We start from the raw sequence: 26,066 nt of genomic DNA on the forward strand, positions 1-26,066 counted from the left end.
ATGGAAATCTATTTGCCTCTCTTCCCGCTGAACCTCGTGGTTTACCCCCACGAAGAACTCAACCTGCACATCTTCGAAGAGCGGTACCGTCAGTTGATCGGCGAGTGTCTCGAAACTGGTAACACCTTTGGCATCCCAGCGTTCATCAACAATGAACTCCCCGGTTTTGGTACGGAAATGCGCGTCGTAGCCTTGCACAAACGCTACGACGACGGCCGGATGGATATCAAAACGGAGGGAACCCGGATTTTCCGGATTGCCTCCTTCGACAACCCGTCGCCGGGCAAACTATACGCGGGCGGGCGGGTCGAAGCCGTAGAAAGCGAACCCGAACTGGGCGATCACCGGGACGAGCTGGTGGTAAAATTAACGCAGCTCTACCAGCTACTCCAGGTTAAATCCGAAATCGACGAAGAAACTCCCCTGCTATCGTTTCGGGTGGCCCATAAAATTGGCTTGTCCGTTGAAGATGAATACAAGCTGCTGACCCTCGAGCACGAAAACGAACGCCAACAGTTTCTGATCCGCCATCTCGACCGGGTACTGCCGGTAGTCTCAGAGATGGAACGCACCAAAGACCGTATCAAAATGAACGGCCACTTCAAAAATCTCGACCCACTAAAGTTCTGATTTTGGAACGTCGTTTCCGCTTTTTCTTTAATCCACCAAATCCTTCACCTTCTTCGGAATTTTGTCCGCAATGTCTTTCACGTTCAACGGCCTGGTTTTCTGACGCTCGGCTTCACCCAGCAGGAAACCGTACGGTTTGAGTGGCTCGACGGCATCAAAAATCACTTTCAGGATTGCCGTCATGGGCAGCGCCAGAATCAAACCCGTAACGCCCCACAACTGCCCCCAAAGTAACAAGACAACAATGGCCGACAGGGGATTGATGCTCACTTTTGACCCGACAATGTACGGAGTGATAAAATTCCCTTCCAGAATCTGCACAAACGAGAAAACACCGATTACGCCCAGCGCAATCAGGGGGTTGTCGTTGGTCAGGAGGGTAAACAACGCCGGCAGCAGCGACCCGATCAGGATACCGATGTACGGAATGAGAATCATAAACGCACCCAGGAAACCGAAAAATACCGCGTAGTCGATGCCCAGAATCAGCAGACCGACGGTATTCAGCACACCCACAATGACGATAACCAGCACCAACCCGACCAGGTAGTCTTTGACGACGGTGTAAATCCGGCCGAACACCACATCAATTTTCGCCCGTTTCGTGGTGTTGAAGACTTTATAGAAAAACGTGCGGAAGAAATCGCGGTACAACATCAGAAAGAAGATGTACAACGGAACGATTGAAATGGTTGACAGGGTATTGGTCGTCGCCAGCAACGTTGACGTCAGGAACGAACCGCTTTCGCGGATCAGGTTGTTGAAGTAATTTTTGGCTTCTTTCGTTATTTCGGACCTTTTGATGTGAAACCGATCTTCCCCGAACGTCTGGAGCCGGTCCAGGATAGCGTTACCGCGCTCAACAAGTTTGGGCGCTTCCTGGGTAAAATTGGCGATTTGCAGCGAAACCAGGTAAAAAAGCAGGTATAAAAAGCCAATTACAATAACCAGGCAAACCAGGATGGCCGGTACGCGCGGCACGCCCCAGCGTTCCAGCCGGTTGTCGATTGGGTAAAGAATCATGGCAAACAGCACCGAAAACACCAGAGGAACCAAAAATTCCTGCATGGTCGATAGCCAGTAGACCAGAATAGTCGTTACAATCAGGATACAGGCCAACCGGACGTATGAAGGCAGATTAACTTCAGCTTGTTTGTTTTCCATATTTTTGAGAACTGGGAAGATAGACGGGAGAGATGGTTGCTTCCGGGCCGGTCTTCTTACTGTACAGCGTATATAATGACCTCTTTTTTACTTTTTTTATTTTCACTCAAGGTTGCCGTCTGCTCCTGCCACACCGAAAACAAACGCAGTGGCTTTCGGAGCGGACGAGCACACTACGCGGTTGCGCGGGTTGGGCGGCTGGCGCCGGTTGTCAACGAAAGCTCGGGCCTGGTCTACCGCGCCCACCGCAACACCTTCTGGACGCACAACGACAGCGGAGGACGCCCGACGCTTTACGAAGTGGCCCGGGATGGTTCACTCGTTGATTCGATGGCGTTACCCTACCTGAAAAACCGGGATTGGGAAGCCCTCGCGAGCCAGGATTCGACGGCTTTATTCATTGGCGACATTGGTAATAACGCCAACGCGCAAACTCAACTCAGCATCTACCGGATAAATCCCAAGGTACCTAACCAATTTCAGGCCATAACGTTTCGCTATGCCAATCAACAGCGTTTTCCGGCGCCGAAAGATACGCGCAATTTTGACAGTGAAGCCCTGGTTTTTGCCAAAGATAGCCTCTATCTGATCTCCAAAAATCGTTCGCGTCCCCGGCGGTTTGTCAACCTGTACGGGATGCCCGCCCGGGCCGGTAATTACGCCGTATGGCCCCTGGACAGCGTTTTTCTGAAAAGCATGGTCACCGATGCGGCACTCAGTCCCGACGGGCAAACGCTGGCGGTGCTGACCTACGGCAAAATTTTTCTGTTTGAGCAGCAAAACGGGCGGGTTGACTTCCGTCATCCGACGCACTGCCTACGGATTCCACGCGGACAAACGGAGGGCATCAGCTTTGTGAACAACACGGACATGGTGATGACAAACGAAAAGGGCAATATGTTTTTGATTCGGAAAAAATAGTAACAGTCAAGTTAAGAACAACGGTTTTATAGCTAAACAAATAACGATATTATCCTACCTTCACTATGAATTGGTTTGTGTTTGGGTGATGACAGCGTACAGTCCCATGAAGCTTTTGTGAGTTTTACGACAACCGTTAGTAATCATGAACACTAGCTTTCTCTTGGCAACTGTCGGCTTGCTATGCAGCTAGTGCACAGACCGGATACAAAGACTGTCGCGCCTAAAATCGATTATGACCAGCTCGGTATCCATCTTATGCGGGATCTGGACTTTAAACTCATGGAAACGTGGACACTTCAGAAAGTGTATGTAAAGCATGACCCAAAGCTTTACGTGCGTGAAAAAATCAAGCTGTCCAAAGATAGGATTTTCCTAAATTTGGCCAGATTAACGATTCAACCAGCGGCCTAACCCCGCAGTTTTCCCAGAGATTTCCGACGGGGCGAATTCGATGCACGATTGAATATGCCGGTAAAACGTATCCGGTTCTGCTTGATGCTCGAGTTCACCCTGATTGGTTCGTCAATAAGAAAAGGCCTCAGGCGCTCTTTCCGTTTTAATACCGCTTTCCTGCTGGTTCGCGTATTGTTGAGCCGGAAGAAGCTTTTCTAATCGGATATCGGCCTGATAAACGATAATTTTCAATGGAAGTCATCAATGGACAGCCAACCATGGTTTGGCGGAGCCTTAATCGGGGTATTGAACGAATTGAGTTTGTAAAACGGTGAGCGGCTGCTGCCGACCTTCCCACATTCATCGGTTATAAATCGGATTTTAACCCAACGAGCCCCCAAAGCATTCCGGTGTATCTCATACCGCCGTTCCGTGTTAAGTTTTTGTTAACAATGGAGTTATCTTCGTAAAATTGCTGACACAGCGCGTAACTTCGGGTTTAAATTCCATCAACATACCTACCGAATGAGTGCCACCAAAACATCGCAACAACTTCACCGCGTACTGGTCGTCGATGATGATCCGGACATTGTTGAGATGCTGCAATACAACTTGGAAAAAGAAGGATACGACGTTCGCACCGCCCCCGATGGCCGCAAGGCCCTTGAAACGGCCCGCACGTTTGTTCCCGAACTGGTGCTGCTTGACATCATGATGCCGCAACTGGACGGTATTGAAACCGGTCGCCAGCTTCGCACCATGCCTGATTTACGGCAAACGTATATCCTTTACCTGACCGCCCGGTCGGAAGAATACTCCGAGGTGGCGGCTTTTGAAATCGGCGCCGACGACTACATCACCAAGCCCATCAAACCGCGCGCCCTGATGAGCCGGATTAACGCCCTCTTCCGGCGCGAAGCCCAAAAAGCCGATCCGGGGGATAAAATCGAAATTGGTGGACTGACCATCAATCGCCAGAATTACACCGTTACGAACGCCGACAAAACCGTTGTTCTGCCCAAAAAAGAATTTGAATTGCTGTTTTTCCTGGCCCTGTCGCCCAACAAGGTGTTTGGCCGCGAAGAATTGCTGCAAAAAATCTGGGGCGTCGACATTTACGTTCTGGAACGCACGGTAGACGTGCACATCCGGAAACTGCGGGAGAAGATTGGTGAGAACTACATCAAAACCCTGAAAGGCGTCGGGTATATGTTTACGAATGAGGGGTAAGAATTTTACCTTTACTTCATGTCTTTTAGTCCCCGTTTTATCGCATTTCTGCTGGCGGGCCTGATCTCGGGCCTAACGGTTGCGTTTCTGGCCTTCGTCGAAGGCGTTACGCGCAGCATGCTGTTTGTGGTGGCGGTTTCGTCGCTCATCACGTCGTTTTTCCTTATTCTGTTTGCCATCGAAATCCTGGTGTTTCGCGAGGTCAATAAACTCTACAAGACCATCCACAAACTCCGAATGCGGGATTTTTCGCTTTCACGCAGCACCATCGTTAAAAGCAACAACCCGTTCAAGAAGCTCAACGACGAGATTTTTGTTTACGTGGCCCGTAAGCAGAAGGAAATCGAAGAACTCCGGCGGCTGGAGCAGTTCCGGCGCGAGTTTCTGGCCGATGTTTCCCACGAACTGAAAACACCGGTTTTTGCCGCGCAGGGCTTTATTCATACGCTCATCGACGGGGCTGTCGACGATGAAAAAGTTCGGGATAAATTTCTGTCCAAAGCCGCCAAGAGTCTGGACGGTCTGGATGCACTGGTGAAAGACCTGGTGGCGCTGTCGCAACTGGAAACGGGCGAGGTCAAGATGAATTTCGAGACCGTTGATCTGTATCAGGTAACACTGGAGGTCTTTGAGCAACTGGAAAACACGGCCGACGCGCGTCAAACTTCCCTCAAAATCAAAGCCGATCCGCCCGGTGCCGTGCTGGTGAAAGCCGATGCCCAGCGCATTACGCAGGTTATGACCAACCTGATTGAAAACGCCATCAAATACGGCAACGAAGGCGGCAAGGTACAGGTTAGTTTTGAAGAAGAGCGAAAGCATTACGCCGTTCTGATTCGCGATAACGGCCCCGGAATTCCGCCCGAACACCTCAACCGCATCTTCGAACGGTTTTACCGCGTCGACAAAAGCCGCTCCAAAGAACGGGGCGGTACGGGCCTGGGACTCGCCATCGTGAAGCACATTCTGAACGCCCACAAGTCGAAAATTACCGTGATGAGCAAGCTCGACAAAGGAACCAGCTTTAGCTTCAAGCTGGACAAAGCCGACTAATCTTGTATTTTTAGCTGGCCCATAGCGGCCTGGCTTCCAGAACCCTCGCGTAAACCGCGCACTCGGCCGCGTGTGCACCCGGCAGGTAGCCAATGCTCATCAGGAACTCGTTGACGATCTCGCCCCCAGTGAAGCGGAACGTCTTTTTAAACAATTTCACCCATTCTTCTCTCGTTTTGGGATGGTGCAGTTCGAGCCATTTCTCAAACGAACCGTGCTCTTTCTGTAGTTTCTGAATAGTTTTTGCGTTTTCGATTGCCGCATTGATTTTAAGCCGGTTGCGAATGATTCCCGCATCGGCCAGCAATCGTTCGCGGTCGGTATCGGTGTAAGCCGCTACTTTTTGCAGCTCGAAATTGTCGTATGCCTTCCGAAAACCGGCTTCTTTTCGCAGAATGGTTTCCCAGCTCAAACCGGCCTGATTGATTTCCAGCACCAAGCGGGCAAACAGTTCGTTGTCGTCGTGAATTGGAAAACCGTAATGCTGATCGTGATAGGCTTTGTGCAGGGCCTTCCGGTCGGCGGTCATGGTTTCAATAATGCGGCAATAGGACATAAGTAACGGCGTTGGTGAAAGTATGATTCGCGCGGTTCTGCGCCAAATCTCTAGACTGTCTATGCTCAGAAGAACGGCAAAACAAAAAGAAAAATTCGTCCATAGTGGGCCAACAGACCGGTTATGCTTTGCGGACATACCAGCAATCACTTCCAGCTCCCGGCTTGCAATGAGTGGGCAATGCTTTTCCCAAACCAGCCGACGAACCGGTAATAAAAACCGTTATGATGGTGTTATAGTAGTAGTCGTAAGTGCCCGGCTGCGTCGGATCGAGCTCCATAAAACTTCGGGATGATGCACTGCGGACGAAGATGAAGTGGTTGATGTTGTCGCTAAAACGGCAACGGCAGCAACGGGTTTTTTACCAAGGATTTTTTTCGACTTGGATAGCAGGCTGCTGTTCAGGACATTTGCATTATGAAGCTGAATTTTGAAGACCTGATTATTTTTGAGGACGACGACTATATTTTAATTAACAAGCCGCCCAACATTGCTTCGCTCGACGAACGGAGCGCCGATAAAACGCAGAGTATCCTGCGGATGGCCAAAGCGTATCATCCTGACGCCCAGCTCGGCCATCGACTGGACAAAGGCACGTCGGGTGCCCTGGCCATTGCGAAGAACCCGGCGGCTTACCGACACCTGGCCATGCAGTTTGAGCACCGCGAAGTGACCAAACGGTACCATGCCGTGGTCGACGGTGTGCACGATTTTGAGGGAGTTTCGGTTTACCTGCCCATTTCGCCCATCAAAGACGGAACCGCCGTAAAAATTGATCGGCAGAAAGGGAAAGAAGCCGAGACCATATTCAATACGTTGCAGGTGTTTCGGATGCATACGCTGGTGGAGTGCATTCCAATTACGGGCCGGATGCACCAGATCCGGGTGCATTTGATGTGCTTGAAAGCTCCCATTGCCAACGACCCAACCTACGGCGGCAAACCGGTCTTTCTGTCGGAAATGAAGCGTAAATTCAACCTGAAAAAAGATACCGAGGAGCAATCGCTGATCCAGCGCGTGGCCCTGCACGCCCGCTCCCTGACGTTCGACCTGCTCAACGGCGAACGAACGGTTTTTGAAGCGCCATACCCGAAAGATTTCGATGTTTTGGTGAAGCAGTTGGAGAAAAATAGTTAGTTTTCAGGCTAAAACCCGTTCACTAAAACCGCACCGGCGAACCCGGGCGAACCGACACGTATGTTTGTTCATACCGTTTATTTCTGGCTTAACAACCCCGGCAGCGACGAAGACCGTCAGGCCCTGCGCGCGGGTCTCGAAACGCTCAAAGGCATCACCCATTTTGAGGCCCTCTACATTGGCAAACCCGCCGATACCCGCCGTCCCGTAATCGATCATTCCTATGACTGGTCGCTGACGTACGTTTTCCGCGACAAAGCCGCCCACGACGCCTACCAGGTGGACCCCATCCACGAAAAATTTGTGGAAAACTGCTCCCGGTACTGGCAACGTGTGCAGGTGTATGATGCAGTGGATTAAAAGCCGTTGATGCTAAAAGATAAAACCCAGCCGAACGGCTGGGTTTTATCTTTTCTTCTTATATTCGTTTCATCCGCACCCAGTTAGCGTTTAAAGCCATCTTATTTTCATCCAATGACTGAACTGTATAAGCGCTTAAAGGCGAAGGGGTGCTCCTTTAACCATGTTTGCGAAGTTGGGGTTTACCTGCCCGAAACCTCTAACATTGCCGACTTTATAAAAGATGGCGTTCGCGCTACCCTGGTGGAAGCCGATATAACCCTCGTTCCTAAGATTAAAGACTATTTTAAAGAAGGTAAAATTACTGTTTATCCCGTAGCCATTTGGGATTATAACGGAAAACTAAAATTGTCGAAAGCCGCTGCTTCGACCTTCGTTTCGGACTTACATTCCAGCCCCGCCCTTACTAACGATAATTATCAGAAAACGGACGATTCGTCATTTGAAGTGGAATGCCGTGTATTTTCTGACTTGGACGATGGCACAATTGATTTGCTGAGCGTCGACATTGAAGGAAGTGAATGGTACGTTCTTAAAAACTTAAAAAGTCGTCCGAATGTAATTTCTGTCGAGACTCATGGAAAATCCTATATTAATCCGTTTTTAGACGAAATACGGGTCTGGATGGATCAGAACACCTACGTTATATGGTATAAAGATGGAAGCGATAGCGTTTATATCAAGGGCAATTTATTTCCTTTTACCCTGTCCGAAAAGTTGCTGTTAGGGTACAGGAATCTTTGGCTGAACTTCCGACGAAATAAAAGCAATTTCAAAAAAGCCGTCTTCAACTAACGGGTTATTTTCAGTCAGTCAACAAAACAATAAAACCCAGCCGTACGGCTGGGTTTTATCAATTAAGAAGCTTTGCCTTTTTCCGGACGGCCGTTCGAAGCCGCCGGATTGGCGGCAGGCCCACCGCCCGTTCCTGACGGTTTTTTCTTTTTCCGTTTTTTCTTCCGATCGCTGCGGTCGCTGAATTTTTTATCCAGTTTTTCCAGATCACTGTTCAGCGAAGTTAGCCCTTTCGCACCTTCTTTCTTCTCAGCTACCGGCTCCAGCAAGTCGAACGATTCGGGAATAATGCCTTTCTTGTTCAGCTCCTGAATCTGCATGACGCGCTCAACGGGCAGCGGATACCACGTGCTTTCAGTGCTGTACCCAAACCACATGATCCGGCGGAAAATATCGGTTTTCTGGAGCGAGGCCCGTCCCTTCTGGGTTTCCAGCGGTTTTTCCACCTGCGGAATATCGCGTAACGCATCTACATACGTTTCCAGCTCGTAGTTCAGGCAGCACTTCAACCGCCCACACTGGCCGGACAGCTTGCTGGGGTTCAGCGACAGGTTTTGATACCGGGCCGCCGAGGTCGTGATGTTCTTGAAATCCGTCAACCAGGTTGAACAGCAGAGTTCGCGACCACACGAGCCAATACCGCCCAGCCGCCCGGCTTCCTGCCGCAGACTGATCTGCCGCATTTCCACCCGGATTTTAAACTCCGCCGCCAGGATTTTAATTAATTCCCGGAAGTCAACCCGTTCGTCGGAAGAATAGTAGAACGTCGCTTTCGTGTTATCCGACTGATATTCCACATCCGACAACTTCATGTTGAGCTTCAGTTCTTTCACCACTTCGCGGGTGCGGTACATGGTCGTCAGATCACGGGCGATGGCCTGCTCGTGTTTCTCCAGATCCTTCTGCGAAGCAACCCGGTGAATCACCTTCAGATCGTCGGAAAACGGAATGTTTTTCTTCAGCATCTGCAACCGAACCAGTTCGCCCTGGAGCGACACGCAACCGATGTGATACCCCGTTTGCATTTCGCAAACCACAAAATCACCCGTAGTCAGGTCGAGTTGGTGCGGGTTCCGGAAATATTCTTTTCGCCCTCCTTTAAATTTCACTTCCACGGCTGCGTCGTACCGGCGGGTGGAGGGCGTCTCCATGTTACTCAGCCAGTCGAAAACATTCATTTTATTGCAACCGCCGGTGCCACAGGCTCCGTTATTTTTACATCCTTTCACGGCTCCGGCTGCATTTTTCGTTCCGCAGCCTCCGGTCGTGCATGATTTGCATCCCATAACTCTTATATATATAGTTAAGAGCCAAGCGTTAGACGTCAAGAGTTAAACAGGCACTACCTGCTCAAATCAAATAGACAGAGAGTCCAGATTCTTTAACTCTTCGTTCTTACTTCTTAACTCTGTCTGAGCCCGATTCCAGATCACATTTTATATAGATCTCGGTCGCGGGAATGAGCAATTAAAAAGCCGTCAGCGTAATCAGCAACGGCCAAAAGATAATTATTACCCTAAATTAACAAAAAAGGGCACAACTAGTTGCACCCTTTTCTTCAAGACTTTGGTTTACGCATCGTGATTGAACGTCGTTCTGCCTAAAAACAGGTCCGTATCACCAATAAATGACGAATTTACGCACCCGGCATTTTTAAATGATTCCCTTACAGGGCCTTCCCTTTGAGCAGCAATTGATACGATTTAGGCTCAGGCTCTTGAGAGAAATCGACTTTCCCACCGTTATCCAGGTCAATCGTGTACAGCAGCATACCGGCAACGAAAGCAATATTCAATTCTTCATCTGATTGATCGTTTTTTGTAACATCCACATTTTTAGTTGCCAACTCAATAGCCGTATTGGAAAGCGTATTTATCGTCATGTCAGTCGTGGTCTTGTCAATGTCAGTTAACGTCAATGTTTTTCCATCGCCTGATAATTTCCACGTGCCAGTCTCAATAACTTTTCCATCTTCAACAGTAGAATACGTATTGTTATTATTGAAAGTTATAGTGTTGTCTTCACCAAAGAATGTAGCATCATCAGAAGGTGGTATTGCATACGTCTTGGCGTCGGTTTTGACACTAATTTCACTGAATGACCATTTACGAGTCAGCAAACTTTCAGTCTCTGGCTTTACGTCATCTTTCGATTTAGAACAGCCGAACAATGTTACTACACTTAGCGTGACGATAATGAGGTAGTGGTTAACTTTCATAAAATAATGAACAGAAGATAATAAATAAATTAAAAATGACCCGAATCTACACGGGATAATTTATTTACAGAAATACAGCTAAGTATAATTTATTAATCGGCGTCCAACTTAATTACTTAGTAAGTATTTATACTATATAACGAGAGTTTCATACATACTGATTATAAACAAAAAAACCGCCCTTATTTGGGGCGGTTAGCTCAAATGTAAATCTTTTTCAATCCGGATACCGGAGTAGATCGAGTCCGATGTCTTTTCGATAATATTTACCCTCAAACTGCACTGTGCGGGCGGCTTTTTGCGACTTCATAACGGCATTCTCGAGCGAATTGGCCAATGCCGTCAGGGCCAAAACCCGGCCACCATCCGTTAACACATGCCCATTGAAACCCGGTTTGGTTCCGGCATGAAATGCCGTTACGTCCTCCAGGGTGGCCAGGTCCGTGATGGACTTTCCTTTCTCGTAAGAATCAGGATAACCGCCCGACACCACGACCGTCGTTACGGCCGTCTGGGGGGAAACCTGCAACTGCACCTTATCCAGTTCGCCATCGGCCGTTGCAACCATCAATTCCACAAAATCATTTTGAATTCGGGGAAGCACGACTTCCGTTTCCGGATCGCCCATGCGCGCGTTGTATTCAATAACGTACGGCTCTTCTTTGACATTAATCAGCCCGATAAAAATAAAACCCTGATACCGGATCCCCTCCTGCTGCAAACCCGCTAAAGTCGGTTTGACAATCTTTTCTTCGACTTTCTGCAAGAATTTGGCGGTGGCAAACTTCACGGGGGAAACAGCCCCCATGCCGCCGGTATTGGGCCCGGTATCCCCCTCACCGATTCGCTTGTAGTCTTTCGCTTCGGGCAGGATTTTGTAGTTTACCCCATCCGTCAGCACAAATACCGACAATTCGATTCCCCTCAGGAATTGCTCAATAACCACTTTGTGACCCGCTTCGCCAAACCGGCCACCAGCCAGCATGTCGTTCAGGACGGTTTTGGCCTCGGCCACGGTTTCGGAAATGATAACCCCTTTTCCGGCGGCCAGTCCATCGGCTTTCAAAACGATGGGCAGGGAATGGCTTTCCAGGTAGGTCAGCCCCTCGTCCAGGGTGTCGGCGGTGAAGGTTCGTGAAGATGCGGTCGGAATACCGTACCGCTGCATAAACTGCTTGGAAAAATCCTTGCTGCCTTCGAGCTGAGCGCCCCGCTGATCGGGTCCGACGATCCGTAAATTCGCCAGCTCTTTCCGGAGCCGTAGCTTATCGACCAGTCCTTTCACCAGCGGCTCTTCCGGCCCAACGACCAGCAAATCGATTTTTTGGTCCTGGAGAGCCTGTACAATGGCTTCCGTATCGTTAAAGGAAATCGGCAGATTCGTTGCAATCAGGGCAGTTCCGGCGTTACCGGGGGCAACAAACAGCTTGTGACATAGCGGACTCTGTGCTATTTTCCAGGCAAATGCATGTTCCCTTCCGCCCGAACCAAGAATTAGTATGTTCATTATGAGTTAAGAATCAAGAGTTAAGAGTTAACAAGTAAGAGTCATTTCGTCAGCAACCCTTACTTTTTGACTCTCAACTCTTCACTTAATTAGCTACTTCTGATAAAAACTTAATCCGCATTAACCGCACTTCTTCTTCTGAGAAATCTTCGCCCGCAAACTCCCGCATGGCAACGCCGATGTTGTCGGTTTCGGCCCGCATGAAGTAATCGTAAATGTCCGCCTGCCGATCGCTGTCCATGATCTGGTTGATGTAATAATCGAGGTTCAGGCGCGTGCCGGAATAACAGATGTGCTCAATTTCCTCGATTAGATCTTCCATCGTCAACCCTTTTGCCTCCGAAATTTCCTCCAGATCCACCTTCCGGTCAATTTGCTGGATGATGAAAATCTTGACCTTCGATTTGTTGACCATCGATTTCACCACCACGTCTTTGGCGGTCTCGATGTCGTTTTCTTCGACGTATTTGGCGATAAGGTCGATAAACGGTTTGCCAAACTTAACGACTTTTCCCATACCAACCCCGTTGATCTGGGCCATTTCTTCCCGGGTTGTCGGGTAGGTGGTGGCCATTTCTTCGATGGACGGGTCCTGGAAAATAACGTACGGAGGCAGGTTTTTCTCCTTGGCAATCTTTTTACGCAGGGCTTTCAGCAGACCCAACAGGGCTTCGTCATAAGCGCCCCCGGATGAGGTCGTGGTTTCTTTGTCCTCGTCTTCGGCTTTTTCCTCGTCAACCTCGTAGTTGTGATCTTTCGACAAGGTAACCGGATACGGATCTTCGATGTAGTTCTGCCCCTTCTGCGAGAGTTTCAGAACGCCGTAATTATCGACGTCCTTATCCAGAAAACCGTAGATTGTGATCTGCCGGATCAGTGAGCACCAGAAATCAACGCTTTCGTTAAACTCTTTTCCTTTCCCGTAAACCGGCAAGTTGTGGTGCTCGTAACTGGTGACGTACTGATTTTCGGTTGCCGTCAGAACATCCGACAGGTGGGCGGTGTCGAACCGCTGATCGGTTTGCAGCACGGCCTGAAGCGCCAGCACAATTTCATCCTGCGCCTTGAACTTGTCCGTTGACTTCGTGCAATTGTCGCAGAATCCGCAGTCTTTTTCCTGATACTCACCAAAGTAGCTCAGCAGTTGCCGCCGGCGGCAAACGCCCAGGTTGGCATACGACACCATTTCCATCAGCAGATGTTTGGCGTTGTCGCGCTCGGTAACGGATTTGTCCTTGTTGAATTTTTCCAGCTTGACAATATCGTCGTAGCTGTAAAACATCAGGCAGTTTCCTTCCAGCCCGTCGCGGCCCGCCCGGCCGGTTTCCTGGTAATAACCTTCCAGTGATTTGGGGGCGTCGTAGTGAATCACAAACCGCACGTCCGGCTTATCGATCCCCATCCCAAAGGCGATGGTTGCTACGACCACATCCACGTCTTCGTTCAAAAACGCGTCCTGATTAGCCATGCGTGTCTGCGCATCCAGTCCGGCGTGGTACGGCAACGCCTTGATATCGTTAACATTCAGTAACTCCGAGATTTCTTCAACCGTCTTGCGGCTTAGGCAATAGATGATTCCCGACTTTCCCTTGTTGTTTTTGACGTACCGAATCAGCTGCTTTTTAGCATCCGTCTTCGGGCGGATTTCGTAGTATAAGTTCTTTCGATTGAATGACGTTTTGTAGATGTGAGCATCCTCCATTTGCAGGTTTTTCTGGATGTCCTGCTGTACTTTAGGAGTGGCGGTGGCCGTTAAGGCAATAACCGGCAGATTACCGATGTTGTCAATAATACCCCGGATTTTGCGGTATTCAGGGCGGAAATCGTGCCCCCATTCCGAAATACAGTGCGCTTCGTCGATGGCGACAAACGAAATATTGGCTTTCTTGAGAAAATCCAGGTTTTCTTCCTTCGTCAGCGATTCGGGGGCAATGTAAAGCAGTTTGAGTGTACCGTTCAGGGTATCTTTTTTGACCTTGTTCATCTCCGCCTTGCTCAGCGTCGAGTTCAGAAACTGGGCATTGATACCAAAAGCGTTCATCTGATCGACCTGGTTTTTCATCAGGGCAATCAGGGGCGAAATAACAATGGCCGTTCCTTCCGAAGCAATGGCCGGAAGTTGGTAACACAGGGACTTGCCAGCTCCCGTGGGCATAATTACAAATGAATTAATACCCGCCAGAATATTGTGGATAATGGCTTCCTGGTCGCCCCGGAATTGACTGAATCCAAATATCTCTTTGAGTTTTTCTTTTAGAGATACCTGTACTGATGGGTCTAGCTGCGTCGTCATCTCAAAACTGCGGAAGGTTACTGTACACGTTATTTGATTGTATCTTTGCCTTTATAAAATTAGTTAAAAACCGATTGACAAAAGCACATTGAAATTAGTAAAAAAAAATATTCAGTCTACGGCTCGGGCAGTTTTGCTTGCAGAATCGGAAGCGATCCGGCAAACCATTGACTGTATCGATGAACAATTTGAACAAATTGTCGACACCATTCTGCAAACCACCGGACGGGTCATTGTTACCGGTATTGGAAAGAGTGCAATAATCGGGCAGAAAATTGTCGCCACCCTCAATTCAACTGGCACTCCCGCCATTTTTATGCATGCCGCCGACGCCATTCACGGTGATCTGGGCATGATTCAGGTCAGCGACGTGGTCGTCTGCATTTCAAAAAGCGGGAATACACCCGAAATTAAAGTGCTCGTGCCCCTCCTGAAGCGTACCGGCGTCAAACTCATTGCAATGGCTTCCCAAACCAACTCGTACCTGTGCCAGCAGGCCGATTTTGTTTTGAAAGCGTATGCCGCCACCGAAGCCGACCCGCTCAACCTGGTTCCTACTACCAGCACTACCGTTGCCCTGGCCCTCGGCGATGCGCTGGCGGTTAGCCTGCTCAACGCCCGGGGATTTACCAGTCAGGATTTTGCCCGATTTCACCCCGGTGGTTCACTGGGTAAGAAGTTGTACCTAAAAGTTAGTGATATTTATCCACATCACGAAATTCCAACGGTTTCTCCTCAGGCCACCATGCGCGAAGTCATTCTGGAAATGACGTCCAAACGGCTGGGCGCTACGGCGGTTGCCGATGAAAATGGCCAGCTCACGGGCATTATTACGGACGGCGATTTACGGCGGATGCTCAACCGGTTTGACACCCTGCAACTCGAACGGCTCTGTGCGTCGGACATCATGACCCCCTCGCCCCTGTGCATTCATCCCGATGACTATGCCACTCACGCCCTCGAAATCATGCAGAACCGTAGCATCACCCAACTAATCGTTGCGGTCGAGAACCAGATCAAAGGTTTTATTCACCTGCACGATCTGCTGAAAGAAGGATTGGTGTAGGGTGATGAATTATGAATGAAGGATTAAGAATTGGAAAGAAAGCGTCAGCCAACTTTTAACTCTTCACTTTTAACTCTTTAGCGCAGGCGGTTCGATTCCTGAACCAGTTTCTCGTCCCGGCGGATGAAGCGGTTGGCCAGCATATTGCAAATCAGGGCGGCAACGATGGCATAAAAACCAATTCCAAAGTTGCCCTGATCGTCCGGATTGAAAAAATCTTTGCCTTTGTAGAGCGTCAGATATAGGACAAAACCCATGATAGCCGTTAGGAGAATGGCATTAATGGCGCACAGGCCCATTTGCAACAGCCGGTTTCGGTACTTGAAAATGGTGAACAATGCGATGATTGCCACGGCGACCGCCATAATTGCGAGGTAATAAACCGGCGTAATTTGCGAGGAGATTCCTTTGGTATAAACCAGTTGCAAAGCCGTCAGACGAGCCGTTTCGGCGGAACTCAGGCCGGTTTTATCCCAGATCGGGAAACCGAGCAACACGCCCATGGACACGGCAATCAGGAACAGGAATATGGTTTGAATGCGTTGAAGCATAATATGAAATTTTTGAGTTTGCGAAGATACAATGGGGAATATTGAAAAGAAAACAGAATCACGCGTGGTTTTGACCGCCGACGGTTCTAGTTCGGTTTATAATTCTGAATTTGACCAGCATTATCACTCCATTTTTGGCGCTTTGCAGGAATCGCAACGGGTTTTTATCCAGTTGGGCCTGGAAGCCGCTCTGGAGCGTTTCACCGAAATCAGCGTTTTTGAGATGGGTTTTGGTACGGGCCTGAATGCCTTGCTGACGATGCTGGAAGCCGTAAAAAGTGAGCGAGCGGTTAAATATACAGCCGTGGAAGCCTTCCCGATTCCGTTGGAAGAAGCCCGTCAGCTCAATTTTGATGAACTATTGGCAAGTCATTACCTGAATGCCCTGCACGAAGCGCCCTGGAACCGGCCCTTGGCCATTACGCCGTTCTTTCAGCTTCTAAAGTGCGAAGGTCGTTTGCAGGATTTTCGGACGGAAGAGCGGTTCAATCTGGTTTATTATGACGCATTTGCACCGGAAGCGCAACCGGAACTCTGGACACCGGAAATTTTTGAGCACCTCGCCACGCTGATGCACCCAGGCGGTTTGCTTACCACCTACTGCTCCAAGGGCTACGTCAAGCGGAACCTGCAAGCCGCCGGTTTTTTGGTAGAAAAACACCCCGGCCCAGCCCGAAAACGGGAGGTTTTGCGGGCCGTCAGGCAGTGACCGGGGGTTGCAATTGAGTTATGGCAACAACGAGGTAATCAGCACGGCTACCTTTTCCAGGTGCTGCCCATCCACTTCGCTAAAATCATTCAGTTGGTCGCTGTCGACGTCCAGTACCATAGCTACCTCGCCGTTTCGGTCAAAAACGGGAACGACGACTTCCGACTTCGACAGGGAACTACAGGCAATGTGACCGGGAAACTGCTCGACATCCGGCACCAAAATGGTTTCTTTTCGGGCGTAACTGGCTCCGCAGACTCCTTTCCCAAAATTGATGCGGGTGCAGGCAATGGGTCCCTGAAACGGCCCCAACACCAGTTGCTCGTCTTTTCGGAGGTAAAACCCGACCCAGAAAAAGCCAAAGGCTTCTTTCAGTGCCGCCGAAATGTTGGCCAGATTAGCCGTCAGATCCGGCTCACCGTCGGTCAGCGCCTGAAGCTGCGGCAACAAACTTTCGTAGATTTCCCGCCGGTTGGCCGTCTCGGGAAGAATCAGCGTTTCAGCCATGGATTCAGGCTACTGTTGTTTTAAAATACCGTTTCAGCCACGAATCTTCGGCTTTGATCCGCCAGTTGCTGGCCAGCTCGGCTTTGGTAGCCACAAGGTTATTGAAAACCGTCGTTTCCGGCGTAATACGGCCTTCCGTTACGGCGGCTTTGATCTGCGGCAACGCTACGGTTTCAATCGCCCCGTCGGCGGTTACAAAAGCCGCCGAACGATCAAAGAAGTCGGTTTTCAGCGCAAGTCCGATTTCCCGCACCCAGCGCACCGACGCATCGATGGAGCAGCCGCTCGGCAGGTGATGCCCTTCATCGACACCGACCACCAAAAACCGGTTGTGCAGCAACTGCACCGAACCCAGCAACGGTGTTCCGTGGGCAGCCCAGTTATCAACGGCGGGCTGCAATTCGTTTTCAATGGCCGACACTTCAGCGTCGGTCAGCGGGCGGGCCGACTGGTAAATCCAGACGCGCGCCGTATCGGGGAGTTGATTAAATGACGTCCACATACACTTTCATTGACTTAAACGAAAAAAGCCTGATCGCCTTCTCTTCCGTCTTCTGCTTCTACAAACTCTGCGTTTTGGCAACGAGTTCCGCCAGGTCGTAGACTTTGACCGAATCTTCCCGGTCTTTGTTTTTAATCCCGTCGATCATCATGGTCATGCAAAACGGACAGGCCACGGCAATGGTGTCGGCACCGGTAGCAAGCGCTTCTTCGGTTCGTTCGACGTTGACATCCTTCCGGCCCGGTTCCGGTTCTTTGAAATACTGCCCTCCCCCGGCTCCGCAGCAGAGCCCTTTGGTCCGGGAGCGTTTCATCTCAACCAGATCGGCGTCCAGTGCCTGCAGCACCTCGCGCGGTGCTTCGTAAATTTTGTTGGCGCGCCCCAAATAACACGAATCGTGGTACGTAATCCGGCGCCCCTTGAAGTCCCCCCCCCCTTTCAGGGTCACTTTTCCTTCGTTGATCAGTTGTTGCAGAAACTGCGAATGGTGCAGTACTTCGTAGGTACCGCCCAGCTCCGGATATTCGTTTTTGAGCGTATTAAAACAGTGCGGACAAGCCGTTACGATCTTTTTGATGCCGTATCCGTCCAGCACCTGAATGTTCGCCATCGCCTGCATCTGAAACAGGAATTCGTTTCCGGCCCGGCGGGCCGGGTCGCCCGTACAGGTTTCCTCCGTTCCCAGAACGGCGAATTTGATGCCGACGTGGTTTAATATTTTAACAAAAGCAATGGTTACTTTTTTATAGCGATCATCGAACGAGCCGGCGCAGCCCACCCAGAAGAGCACCTCCGGGACTTCGCCGTTAGCGGCCAGTTCGGCCATCGTCGGCACACGGTAATTCGTTTCGGTATTCATCGTTGGTTAGCGGGTTGATGGATATTCTACCGGCGAGTTGATGGCCTGATAGTGACCATGCGCGATGATTCGGTAGAGATGAACCATAAAGTACATCAAACAGCCCAGGATTGCTAGCTCCATCCCGTATTCAATCAAGTTTTCGCGGGAGAGCAAATCCCTCCACCGGATAAAAAGCGGATTGTGGATCCGCCACCAGTAAGAAGGCTGGATCACCACCAGCGCGTTGAACAGGATCAACAGGGCGAGCAATCGACGGTTCCGGAAATCCATGACGTTGATCAACATGGGCATCAGAAAGATAAACGCGTAATTGCTGAAGGAGTTTTTGTGGATAAACATCATAAAGCAAAAACACAGCGTCCACAGAATTGGCAGGGCTTTGGCGTAGTTCATACGCTGCTTCAGGATAATGGCCCCTAGCGACGTGACGAGCACCGTCAGCGCGACACCAACCCAGAGCAGGGCGCGCGAGTAAGGCCGGAAATCGCCGATGAGCGGGCTCAGAACCGTCCAGAGATTGGGAGCAAAAGGCAATTCCGCAATGGACATCGGCGCCGTAAATTTCGTTCCGACCAGAGCCACCAGCCCGCCCAGCGCCGGCAGTCCCGTTACGGCCAGGCCAAGCACGTAGCGCAGCGGTTTTTGCACCAGAAAAAACAACGGGAGCAGCAGCAGAACAGGCAACGCTTTGGTGACCATCAGCGCCACCGCCATCACCACCCCAATCCAGAGGCTGTCCTGCGTGCGTTGCCAGACGAGGGCGGAAAGCGCCCCAAAAAACCACATCCAGATGTCCTCCTGTCCGCCCAGCACGCACAAAACCATCGGGCCGACCAGCGTGAGGTAGATTAGCATTCGCGGAAAAATATCACGGTATTCCGCCTGATAAACCCGCCAGGTCAGCCAGAGCGTCGCTCCTTCGACCAGAATCATCAGGAAAATAATGGCGTTCGGACTGTTCCAGAACGGCAGAAAAATCGCCGTGATGTACGGAAAGAGCGGGCTATAGGGCGTCCAGAAGTCCCGGTAGACCACCTCTCCGCGCAGGGCGTGCACGGCGGCATCGTAGAAAACCGGCACATCGGACCCCGATTCCTGCTTCAGCCCGACGTAGACGATCAGAAACGGCACGACCCGCAGCAGGATGAAGAACATCAGCATAACCGGCCCCTGCTGGCGAAAACTCAACTGGCTCAACAAATGCCGGAAACGAACCAGCGCTAGGGTGACCAACGAGCCAAAAAACGCAATCGCTATCTTGAAAAGGACTACTGACATATCAATAGGGAAACGCCCACCAGGCTCATTAATTTTCCCCCAATTCAGGTTGGAGCGGATACCAGCGTAAAAGTAGGCAGTTTTTCCGTACGATGCGGGCGCGGGCCAAAATTCCGGCGCGGGCCAGCAGGCTATTGATTCACCTGCTCAGCCCAGTTGAAGCGGTCGCCGGGCGAAAATTTCCACGGAGCCATGTTGTTTTCGACGTTGCTGAACATGGCATTCCAGGAAGCCGGGGCCTGAGCCTCTTCCATGATTTTATACCGCCGGAGCTGCACGATAATTTCCAGCGGGTTGATGTTGACGGGGCACTCCTGCACACACGCCTGGCAGGTGGTACAGGCGTTGATTTCCTCGGCGGTGATGTAGTCACCCAGCAGGGTCTTGCCGTCGTCAAAGTCCGGGCCGTTTGTTTGCCAGCCCCGCTGGATGTCTTCAAGCCGGTCGCGGGTGTCCATCATGATTTTCCGCGGAGAAAGTTTTTTGCCGGTTATGTTGGCCGGGCAAGCCGCCGTACAGCGTCCGCATTCGGTACAGCTATAGGCGTCCATCAGGTTTTTCCAGGTCAGGTCCCGTACATCTTTGGCCCCGAAGCGACCCGGCTCGGCCGGAGTTTCGGCCGGATCCGCCTGCGCAACGCCCAGCATCAGCTGCACTTCTTTCGTAATTTCCGGCATGTTTTTCATCTCGCCTTTGGGAGCCAGATTCGAAAAATACGTATTGGGGAATGCCAGAACGATGTGCAGGTGCTTCGAATAGGTCAGGTAAACGGCAAAGAACAGAATACCCAGAATGTGGAACCACCAGGTCAGCCGCTCTCCGATCACCAGCGCCGTATCGCTCCAGCCCGTAAACAACGGTGTCAAAAACTGGCTGATTACAAACGGCTTCAAGCCCGACAATTCGCCGTAATGGCCAACAGCCCGTTGTCGCAGGACGGTATCCGATGCGTTCCAGCACAGAAAAGCCGTCATCAGCAGAATTTCAAAGACCAGGATCAGCGTGGCATCGGTGCGGGGCCAACGCCCCATTTCGCGGTGGCGCTCCGGCTGAAAACGCGCCACTTTCGTTCCGTACCGTCGGATCAGAAACACCACACAAACCACCCAGACACCCAACGCCAGGATTTCAAACGTGTTGATGAGGAACGGATAGACCCCGCCGAGGTAGGGCGCAAACAGCCGGTGGGTGCCCAGAATACCGTCCAGTATAATTTCCAGCACCTCAATGTTGACGATGATAAAGCCGACATAAATCACGAAGTGCATCAGCCCGACGGTTACGTTGGTCATCATTTTTTTCTGCCCGAACGCCACACGAAGCATGATGTTCAGCCGCTCGCCGGGCCGGTCGGTGCGGTCTTCCGCTTTTCCCAGCTGGATGGCGCGCCGGATTAGGTTGATGCGTCGCGTCAGGAACCAGGCCGCTGCTGCCAGGGCCGCCAGAAATAAAATTTGTTGAAGAATTGACATAGTATTTGGTGTAATAAAAAAAACTACTACCTTTGCACCCACAAAAAACACCACTTGTGCTATTCGGTGATGTAGCTCAGTTGGTAGAGCAAAGGACTGAAAATCCTTGTGTCGGCGGTTCGATTCCGTCCATCACCACTAAAAACGAAGCAGTTACGACAAAATGTTGTAACTGCTTTTTTATTTTGGTACAACATGGCGACGGATCGGTTTGTTAGCGAAAAGGGGCGGCAATTAAAATCAGACGGCCGTCCGGTGCAAATAATGTTTCAAAAGTTTTTCCGAAACTAGTCGACTTAAACGCAGCATCGAAGAACCGATTTTGTCAGAAACAGCCGCTAAAAAGTCAGTTGCCATCAAACAAAAAAGCGGGAGCCGCTTCTGAAACCGCCCCCGCTTCCAACACTCTAATTCGTTATTGCTTCGTGTAGTACGGGTCCAGGAACAGATACCGCGCCCGGTCCTTTTCGGTTTCCAGCCGCGTGTTAACATCAATCTGCATGTACTGCACGCTGTTGCCGCTGTTGATGGCGGGCCAGTTGGGCAACCCAGCCCCGTTCGGATTCGCGGTTTTGACGAAATTCGCAAAAAAGTTCTGCATCACCTCCGAGACCTTGTGGTCCTCGGGCGTCCAGGCATAAACCTTATTCTTTGAAAGATTGCCCATGGCGTACTCAATTTCTGCCGAGTGCACCGCGCCCCGGGCGGGTGGAATTTTTACCGCATTGGCATCCGTTGATTTCACTACCCCACCGGCCAGACCGGGTGCGGCATTGCCCATCTCAGGCACCATCGCCGGACGCGGACGCGAATAATAATACCGGTAGACGGGTTTCCCGCCCCCCGTTTTGCTCTGCAAATCCGCCCATTTCCAGGTACTGTAGGCCAGAAAACGATCACCGGCCAGAGCCGTCGCCGACTCCAGCACCTGCTCCTCCGTTGAACCCGGATACAACTTCAGCACCTCCTCCGCCCGGTCGCCGTAGAGTTTCCGGACCGCGTTGGCGTAGTTTTCCGGCGTGGGTTTCTCCTGGCCCAGAATGGCGCGCGCATTCATTTCTTCCGAATTCCAGCCGACCAGCAGCGGTACGTGGGCCTGTTCTCCCGCCGTATAAATGTCGAGCGGTGCCTTCGGGAAAAAATACCCGTCTACGGTTGCGCTAAACCGGGGCGCACCGGGTTTGCCGGTGGCTTCGAGTAGCTGTTCGGCCGGTATGGCCCGTAAATCCGCCAGCGAATTGCCCCCAACGGCTTTGGCAAACGCCAGACCGCTCTCTTCGCCCGCCGTCAACGGCACCGGTGGCAGCCCACCCAGCAGCGAACCGCTTTCACCAATCGCCCCGGCAATCAACCCTTTCGACACGGGCGACGCCATCAGACCACTCACCGCAATCGAACCCGCCGACTCCCCGGCAATGGTAACCCGTTTGGGATCACCGCCAAAAGCCGCAATGTTTTGCTGAACCCAGCGCAGCGCAGCCGCCATGTCGAGGTACGCATAATTGCCCGACGAACGGTGGGGCGACTCTTTCGTCAACTCCGGATGAGCCATAAAACCAAACACCCCAAGCCGGTAGTTGACCGTCAGGGCTACCATGCCCTTGGTTGCCATGCTTTCGCCGTCGTAACGGCCTTCCGAACCGTCACCGGCCATAAATCCACCGCCGTAGAAATACACCAGAACCGGTAGTTTCTCCTTTCCCGACTTCGCGGGCGTCCAGACGTTCAGGTAAAGGCAATCTTCACTCATGCCGTCCGAGCGGAAACCCATGTCGCCAAAAATGGGCCGCTGCATCGCCCGGGGACCGAATTTGACCGTTTTCCGAACGCCCTGCCAGTTTTTGACGGGCTGGGGTTCTTTCCACCGCAACTCGCCCATCGGCGGCTGCGCAAACGGAATCCCTTTGAAAGCGCGGATTCCGCTGGATTCGGTGACGCCCTCCACCATACCGTTGGCGGTTTTCACCTGCGGAGCCGCCGTGGACTTACTCGATTGCGCATCCACCAGACGAGCGACTAAAAGAGCGGATACTGTCAGGATTAAAAGGTTTTTCATGGGTTTCTATTTCATCTGTCTTGATAAAACGATTGGAACAAGTAGTAAAGCGGACCGTTCCCTGAGTTAGTCGAACAAACCGCGTTAGGGAGCAATAATAATTATTAAAACTGAGAATTAATGCTTCAAAGTTGGGTAAGCCCAACCAAAAGAATCCAACTAAATCCCTGATGTTCCCAATTCGACTCGAACTAACGACCCCCGACGACGACCGGCCCGTGTTCGTCTCCGGTAGCTTTTGCCAGTGGCAGCCGGATGCCGAACAATTTAAGTTGCACAAAACGGCGCCCGGGCAGTATTCCATTGAGCTTCCGGGCGAATTAGCGGTTGAAGAACCGCCCGAATACAAATACACGCGGGGCGGCTGGGATTCGGTCGAGTTGAGTGCGGCCGGAGAAAGTGTACCCAACCGAGTGTTTCAGTCGCCGTCCGGCGTTCAGCAGGATTCCGTTCCGCACTGGCGGTGGAACGGCTTGCCCTTCAACCCGGATTTTCTGCCCAGAACGGATCTGGTGAGCCATGCCTTCAGCTTGCCCCAATTGGATACGACCCGTCGGGTTCAGGTGCTGCTGCCGTACGACTACGAGGCTACCCAAAACCGCTATCCGGTTTTATACCTGAACGACGGGCAAAATCTATTTGGCGAAGGATCGCCGTTTGGCAACTGGAATATCGACCAGAAACTGGCGGTGCTGGCCCACCGGCAGCACCACCGCATTCTTGTTGTTTCCATTGACCACGGCGAAGAAGAGCGCATTGCCGAATACCTGCCGTATAATTCCGAACTGGCTCAGGGACGGGGCCGCGCGTACCTCGACTTTGTTGTTCACACCTTGAAACCGCATATTGACGCCACTTACCGCACCCGGCCCGAGCGCACCGCCACCGGCATGGGGGGTAGTTCGATGGGCGGTTTGATCAGCGTGTATGCCGGTTTGCTCCACCCGACGGTGTTTGGACAGCTTATGGTATTTTCGCCCGCGCTCTGGACCACGCCGAAAGTCTACGCCGATAGTCTGCGGTTTTACGCCCCGGAGCCGACGCGCGTGTACCTGTACGGCGGAGAACAGGAGTCGCGGTTTATGGTCCCGGCGATGGAGCGCCTGCAAAAATCGCTGCTGCGGAGAAAGGGGCACGAAACGCTGGAAATTGAACTTTCTATCGACCCGGACGGTGAACACAATGAAAGCCGCTGGAGCCGGGAATTTCCGAGGGCGGTGGAGTGGTTGTTTTTCTGATTGTTACCTTTGCGGTATTCGCCTTTACTTATGACCATTCAACTGACTTCCAGCCCATCCTCAACGGCCCATACGCTGGTCATTCCCGTTCAGCAGACGGACGAGCTGGCCCATAGGCTTCAGACGCTGGCCGACCGTTTCCAACTGAACGCAGCGGTCCTGCAGCACGATTTCAAAGCCGAATTCAAAGAAGCTCTTTCCCTCTATCAACCCGACGGAAAAAAAATTTACCTGCTCGGCCTGGGAAAACAGCCGACGGCCATCGTCTGGCTGCGGGCTTTTCGGGATCTTTTTTTCCGGCAAAAGACCCGGCTGACCCAGACCGTCGCCGTTGATTTGAGCGGCTTCGAGCCAGAAACGATCGAAGCTGTTTTGCTGGGAATCCGCTGGGGGGGCTATAACCTGAAACTACACGTCACGGACCAAGCCGAACCAACGGATTTTTATGCTGAAGAAGGCCGCCTGACCATTCAGGTAACCGACCACCAGCAACTCGCTTCCGAGCAGGCCCTTCGTCGCGCCGAAGCCCTTGCCGACACGCACCGGCAGATGCTGGACCTGATGAATTCGCCGTCCAACTACAAAACTCCGCAGACGCTGGCCGACTGGGCGATGGCTTCCGGGCAACGGCACGGTTATTCGGTAACGGTTTTCGATAAAGCCGAAATGGAAGAGCGGGGGCTTCAGGCTCTCTTGAGTGTCAACCAGGGCAGCGCCCACCCGCCGGTTTTTATCATCGCCGAATACAAACCGACCGATCAGCCCGGTGCCAAAAAGGTGGGGATCGTCGGCAAGGGCATTACGTTCGACACGGGTGGCATTTCCATCAAACCGTCGACCAACATGCACCTCATGAAAAGCGATATGGGCGGGGCGGCTGCGGTATTGGGCACAATGGAGGTGGCCGCGAAACTTCAGTTGCCGGTTCACCTCATCGGTATTGTGCCTTCCACGGAGAATATGGTGGACGGGCAGGCAACCAAACCCGGCGACGTGATTGGCTCCTACCTCGGCAAAACCATTGAAGTAATTGATACCGACGCGGAAGGCCGCATCATCCTGGCCGATGGTCTGGGTTACATGGTGCGTAACTTCCAGCCCGACGTGCTGATCGATCTGGCCACCCTGACCGGCAGCGTCATTGCAACGCTGGGATACCATGCCGCCGGGTTGTTCAGCAACAACGATGAGCTGACGGCCCAACTGCTCCAATCGGCCCGCCAGACCGGGGAGCAACTGTGGCCGCTGCCGCTTTGGGATGAATACAAAGAAGACATTAAATCGGATGTGGCCGATCTGAAAAATTTCAGCGGCAAACCGGTGGCCGGGGCAATCAGTGCCGCCAAGTTCCTGGAAGTCTTTACGGAATCGCATCCGGCCTGGGCGCATATGGACATTGCCGGAATGGCTTTTGCCGATACGGAGTTTGGGACCCAGAAAAACGCAACGGGTTTTGGCATCCGGCTTTTGATTGATTTCCTGCAGCATCTAAACGGATAAAGAGGATCAAGCGCGGTTAAAGGGTCCAGGTCAAAACTCACCCTACTGCCAAAACAATTCAATCA

The 26,066-nt window shown here is 51.6% G+C and carries 24 protein-coding genes and 1 tRNA gene; 12 read left to right on the plus strand and 13 right to left on the minus strand.

All coding sequences use genetic code 11. The annotated features are described in order from the left end of the window. A complete protein-coding gene (locus OQ371_RS06470; RefSeq protein ID WP_265992971.1) occupies positions 1-630 on the plus strand; it encodes an LON peptidase substrate-binding domain-containing protein in 630 nt (209 codons plus the stop codon). 27 nt (positions 631-657) lie between these two features. On the opposite strand, the gene OQ371_RS06475 is transcribed toward OQ371_RS06470, so the two are convergent. Continuing rightward, entirely contained in the window at positions 658-1,794 is a 1,137-nt protein-coding gene (locus OQ371_RS06475; protein ID WP_265992973.1) for an AI-2E family transporter, read from the minus strand. Between the two features lie 75 nt (positions 1,795-1,869). Between OQ371_RS06475 and OQ371_RS06480 the strand changes: the two genes are divergently transcribed. The 3 genes from OQ371_RS06480 (at position 1,870) to OQ371_RS06490 (ending at position 5,394) form a co-directional block, all read left to right on the plus strand. Then, entirely contained in the window at positions 1,870-2,715 is an 846-nt protein-coding gene (locus OQ371_RS06480; protein WP_265992975.1) for a YjiK family protein, read from the plus strand. A 921-nt stretch (positions 2,716-3,636) separates the two neighbouring features. Beyond that, a complete protein-coding gene (locus OQ371_RS06485; RefSeq protein ID WP_265992977.1) occupies positions 3,637-4,341 on the plus strand; it encodes a response regulator transcription factor in 705 nt (234 codons plus the stop codon). 18 nt (positions 4,342-4,359) lie between these two features. After that, positions 4,360-5,394, plus strand: coding sequence for a sensor histidine kinase (locus tag OQ371_RS06490; protein WP_265992979.1), 1,035 nt, complete (start codon positions 4,360-4,362; stop codon positions 5,392-5,394). 10 nt (positions 5,395-5,404) lie between these two features. On the opposite strand, the gene OQ371_RS06495 is transcribed toward OQ371_RS06490, so the two are convergent. After that, the gene (locus tag OQ371_RS06495; protein WP_265992981.1) at positions 5,405-5,950 is read right to left on the minus strand and encodes a DNA-3-methyladenine glycosylase I; all 546 of its coding nucleotides are present in this window, start codon (positions 5,948-5,950) and stop codon (positions 5,405-5,407) included. Between the two features lie 417 nt (positions 5,951-6,367). Between OQ371_RS06495 and OQ371_RS06500 the strand changes: the two genes are divergently transcribed. The 3 genes from OQ371_RS06500 (at position 6,368) to OQ371_RS06510 (ending at position 8,242) form a co-directional block, all read left to right on the plus strand. Further along, positions 6,368-7,087 (plus strand): RluA family pseudouridine synthase, encoded by a 720-nt coding sequence (locus OQ371_RS06500; protein ID WP_265992982.1) that lies wholly within the window; start codon positions 6,368-6,370, stop codon positions 7,085-7,087. Positions 7,088-7,147: 60 nt separating this feature from the next. Then, on the plus strand, positions 7,148-7,447 hold the full coding sequence (locus OQ371_RS06505; RefSeq protein WP_265992983.1) for a Dabb family protein: 300 nt from the start codon (positions 7,148-7,150) through the stop codon (positions 7,445-7,447). A 114-nt stretch (positions 7,448-7,561) separates the two neighbouring features. After that, positions 7,562-8,242, plus strand: coding sequence for an FkbM family methyltransferase (locus OQ371_RS06510; protein ID WP_265992984.1), 681 nt, complete (start codon positions 7,562-7,564; stop codon positions 8,240-8,242). A gap of 62 nt (positions 8,243-8,304) precedes the next feature. Here OQ371_RS06510 and OQ371_RS06515 read toward each other — a convergent pair whose 3' ends face one another. From OQ371_RS06515 to recQ, 4 genes are all read right to left on the minus strand, one after another. Beyond that, positions 8,305-9,528: a PSP1 domain-containing protein gene (locus OQ371_RS06515; protein WP_265992985.1), complete on the minus strand. Its 1,224-nt coding sequence runs from the start codon at positions 9,526-9,528 to the stop codon at positions 8,305-8,307. 380 nt (positions 9,529-9,908) lie between these two features. Further along, positions 9,909-10,460 carry a lipocalin family protein gene (locus OQ371_RS06520; protein WP_265992986.1) on the minus strand — a complete coding sequence of 184 codons (552 nt, stop codon included), beginning with the start codon at positions 10,458-10,460 and terminating at the stop codon, positions 9,909-9,911. Between the two features lie 217 nt (positions 10,461-10,677). Continuing rightward, the gene (purD, locus tag OQ371_RS06525; RefSeq protein WP_265992987.1) at positions 10,678-11,967 is read right to left on the minus strand and encodes a phosphoribosylamine--glycine ligase; all 1,290 of its coding nucleotides are present in this window, start codon (positions 11,965-11,967) and stop codon (positions 10,678-10,680) included. An 85-nt stretch (positions 11,968-12,052) separates the two neighbouring features. Further along, positions 12,053-14,260 (minus strand): DNA helicase RecQ, encoded by a 2,208-nt coding sequence (gene recQ / locus OQ371_RS06530; RefSeq protein WP_265992988.1) that lies wholly within the window; start codon positions 14,258-14,260, stop codon positions 12,053-12,055. 133 nt (positions 14,261-14,393) lie between these two features. On the opposite strand from recQ, the gene OQ371_RS06535 reads away from it, so the two are divergent. After that, entirely contained in the window at positions 14,394-15,326 is a 933-nt protein-coding gene (locus OQ371_RS06535; RefSeq protein WP_374761437.1) for a KpsF/GutQ family sugar-phosphate isomerase, read from the plus strand. 77 nt (positions 15,327-15,403) lie between these two features. On the opposite strand, the gene OQ371_RS06540 is transcribed toward OQ371_RS06535, so the two are convergent. Continuing rightward, complete coding sequence (locus tag OQ371_RS06540) at positions 15,404-15,877, minus strand: DUF4293 domain-containing protein (protein ID WP_265992990.1); 474 nt, start codon at positions 15,875-15,877, stop codon at positions 15,404-15,406. A gap of 31 nt (positions 15,878-15,908) precedes the next feature. On the opposite strand from OQ371_RS06540, the gene mnmC2 reads away from it, so the two are divergent. After that, positions 15,909-16,586: a tRNA (5-methylaminomethyl-2-thiouridine)(34)-methyltransferase MnmC2 gene (gene mnmC2, locus OQ371_RS06545; protein WP_265992991.1), complete on the plus strand. Its 678-nt coding sequence runs from the start codon at positions 15,909-15,911 to the stop codon at positions 16,584-16,586. 18 nt (positions 16,587-16,604) lie between these two features. Here the strand turns inward: mnmC2 and msrC are convergent, their stop codons facing one another. The 5 genes from msrC to OQ371_RS06570 all read right to left on the minus strand — a co-directional run bounded on the left by msrC (position 16,605) and on the right by OQ371_RS06570 (position 21,207). Further along, positions 16,605-17,093: a free L-methionine (R)-S-oxide reductase MsrC gene (msrC, locus tag OQ371_RS06550; protein ID WP_265992992.1), complete on the minus strand. Its 489-nt coding sequence runs from the start codon at positions 17,091-17,093 to the stop codon at positions 16,605-16,607. A 4-nt stretch (positions 17,094-17,097) separates the two neighbouring features. Beyond that, complete coding sequence (locus OQ371_RS06555) at positions 17,098-17,595, minus strand: hypothetical protein (protein ID WP_265992993.1); 498 nt, start codon at positions 17,593-17,595, stop codon at positions 17,098-17,100. A 58-nt stretch (positions 17,596-17,653) separates the two neighbouring features. Further along, positions 17,654-18,454, minus strand: coding sequence for a (Fe-S)-binding protein (locus OQ371_RS06560; protein WP_265992994.1), 801 nt, complete (start codon positions 18,452-18,454; stop codon positions 17,654-17,656). Positions 18,455-18,460: 6 nt separating this feature from the next. After that, positions 18,461-19,735 (minus strand): hypothetical protein, encoded by a 1,275-nt coding sequence (locus OQ371_RS06565; protein ID WP_265992995.1) that lies wholly within the window; start codon positions 19,733-19,735, stop codon positions 18,461-18,463. A gap of 131 nt (positions 19,736-19,866) precedes the next feature. Continuing rightward, on the minus strand, positions 19,867-21,207 hold the full coding sequence (locus OQ371_RS06570; RefSeq protein WP_265992996.1) for a 4Fe-4S dicluster domain-containing protein: 1,341 nt from the start codon (positions 21,205-21,207) through the stop codon (positions 19,867-19,869). A gap of 65 nt (positions 21,208-21,272) precedes the next feature. Between OQ371_RS06570 and OQ371_RS06575 the strand changes: the two genes are divergently transcribed. Then, a tRNA-Phe gene (locus OQ371_RS06575) sits at positions 21,273-21,345 on the plus strand. A 277-nt stretch (positions 21,346-21,622) separates the two neighbouring features. Here the strand turns inward: OQ371_RS06575 and OQ371_RS06580 are convergent. After that, a complete protein-coding gene (locus OQ371_RS06580) occupies positions 21,623-23,263 on the minus strand; it encodes a carboxylesterase/lipase family protein (protein WP_265992997.1) in 1,641 nt (546 codons plus the stop codon). Between the two features lie 170 nt (positions 23,264-23,433). Here OQ371_RS06580 and OQ371_RS06585 point away from each other — a divergent pair, with 170 nt between their 5' ends. Both OQ371_RS06585 and OQ371_RS06590 read left to right on the plus strand, forming a co-directional pair. After that, positions 23,434-24,501, plus strand: a complete 1,068-nt coding sequence (locus OQ371_RS06585) for an alpha/beta hydrolase (protein ID WP_265992998.1) — start codon at positions 23,434-23,436, stop codon at positions 24,499-24,501. 30 nt (positions 24,502-24,531) lie between these two features. Then, positions 24,532-26,001: a leucyl aminopeptidase family protein gene (locus OQ371_RS06590; RefSeq protein ID WP_265992999.1), complete on the plus strand. Its 1,470-nt coding sequence runs from the start codon at positions 24,532-24,534 to the stop codon at positions 25,999-26,001. Positions 26,002-26,066: the final 65 nt, after the last annotated feature.

It is taken from the genome of Larkinella insperata (assembly GCF_026248825.1).
In the GTDB taxonomy this organism is placed as follows: domain Bacteria; phylum Bacteroidota; class Bacteroidia; order Cytophagales; family Spirosomataceae; genus Larkinella; species Larkinella insperata.

Excerpts from the sequence above, each read along its gene's own strand:
- OQ371_RS06470 (WP_265992971.1), top strand. The coding sequence starts at position 1 with ATGGAAATCTATTTGCCTCTCTTCCCGCTGAACCTCGTGGTTTACCCC.
- OQ371_RS06475 (WP_265992973.1), bottom strand. The coding sequence starts at position 1,794 with ATGGAAAACAAACAAGCTGAAGTTAATCTGCCTTCATACGTCCGGTTG.
- OQ371_RS06480 (WP_265992975.1), top strand. The coding sequence starts at position 1,870 with ATGACCTCTTTTTTACTTTTTTTATTTTCACTCAAGGTTGCCGTCTGC.
- OQ371_RS06485 (WP_265992977.1), top strand. The coding sequence starts at position 3,637 with ATGAGTGCCACCAAAACATCGCAACAACTTCACCGCGTACTGGTCGTC.
- OQ371_RS06490 (WP_265992979.1), top strand. The coding sequence starts at position 4,360 with ATGTCTTTTAGTCCCCGTTTTATCGCATTTCTGCTGGCGGGCCTGATC.
- OQ371_RS06495 (WP_265992981.1), bottom strand. The coding sequence starts at position 5,950 with ATGTCCTATTGCCGCATTATTGAAACCATGACCGCCGACCGGAAGGCC.
- OQ371_RS06500 (WP_265992982.1), top strand. The coding sequence starts at position 6,368 with ATGAAGCTGAATTTTGAAGACCTGATTATTTTTGAGGACGACGACTAT.
- OQ371_RS06505 (WP_265992983.1), top strand. The coding sequence starts at position 7,148 with ATGTTTGTTCATACCGTTTATTTCTGGCTTAACAACCCCGGCAGCGAC.
- OQ371_RS06510 (WP_265992984.1), top strand. The coding sequence starts at position 7,562 with ATGACTGAACTGTATAAGCGCTTAAAGGCGAAGGGGTGCTCCTTTAAC.
- OQ371_RS06515 (WP_265992985.1), bottom strand. The coding sequence starts at position 9,528 with ATGGGATGCAAATCATGCACGACCGGAGGCTGCGGAACGAAAAATGCA.
- OQ371_RS06520 (WP_265992986.1), bottom strand. The coding sequence starts at position 10,460 with ATGAAAGTTAACCACTACCTCATTATCGTCACGCTAAGTGTAGTAACA.
- purD (WP_265992987.1), bottom strand. The coding sequence starts at position 11,967 with ATGAACATACTAATTCTTGGTTCGGGCGGAAGGGAACATGCATTTGCC.
- recQ (WP_265992988.1), bottom strand. The coding sequence starts at position 14,260 with ATGACGACGCAGCTAGACCCATCAGTACAGGTATCTCTAAAAGAAAAA.
- OQ371_RS06540 (WP_265992990.1), bottom strand. The coding sequence starts at position 15,877 with ATGCTTCAACGCATTCAAACCATATTCCTGTTCCTGATTGCCGTGTCC.
- mnmC2 (WP_265992991.1), top strand. The coding sequence starts at position 15,909 with ATGGGGAATATTGAAAAGAAAACAGAATCACGCGTGGTTTTGACCGCC.
- msrC (WP_265992992.1), bottom strand. The coding sequence starts at position 17,093 with ATGGCTGAAACGCTGATTCTTCCCGAGACGGCCAACCGGCGGGAAATC.
- OQ371_RS06555 (WP_265992993.1), bottom strand. The coding sequence starts at position 17,595 with ATGTGGACGTCATTTAATCAACTCCCCGATACGGCGCGCGTCTGGATT.
- OQ371_RS06560 (WP_265992994.1), bottom strand. The coding sequence starts at position 18,454 with ATGAATACCGAAACGAATTACCGTGTGCCGACGATGGCCGAACTGGCC.
- OQ371_RS06565 (WP_265992995.1), bottom strand. The coding sequence starts at position 19,735 with ATGTCAGTAGTCCTTTTCAAGATAGCGATTGCGTTTTTTGGCTCGTTG.
- OQ371_RS06570 (WP_265992996.1), bottom strand. The coding sequence starts at position 21,207 with ATGTCAATTCTTCAACAAATTTTATTTCTGGCGGCCCTGGCAGCAGCG.
- OQ371_RS06580 (WP_265992997.1), bottom strand. The coding sequence starts at position 23,263 with ATGAAAAACCTTTTAATCCTGACAGTATCCGCTCTTTTAGTCGCTCGT.
- OQ371_RS06585 (WP_265992998.1), top strand. The coding sequence starts at position 23,434 with ATGTTCCCAATTCGACTCGAACTAACGACCCCCGACGACGACCGGCCC.
- OQ371_RS06590 (WP_265992999.1), top strand. The coding sequence starts at position 24,532 with ATGACCATTCAACTGACTTCCAGCCCATCCTCAACGGCCCATACGCTG.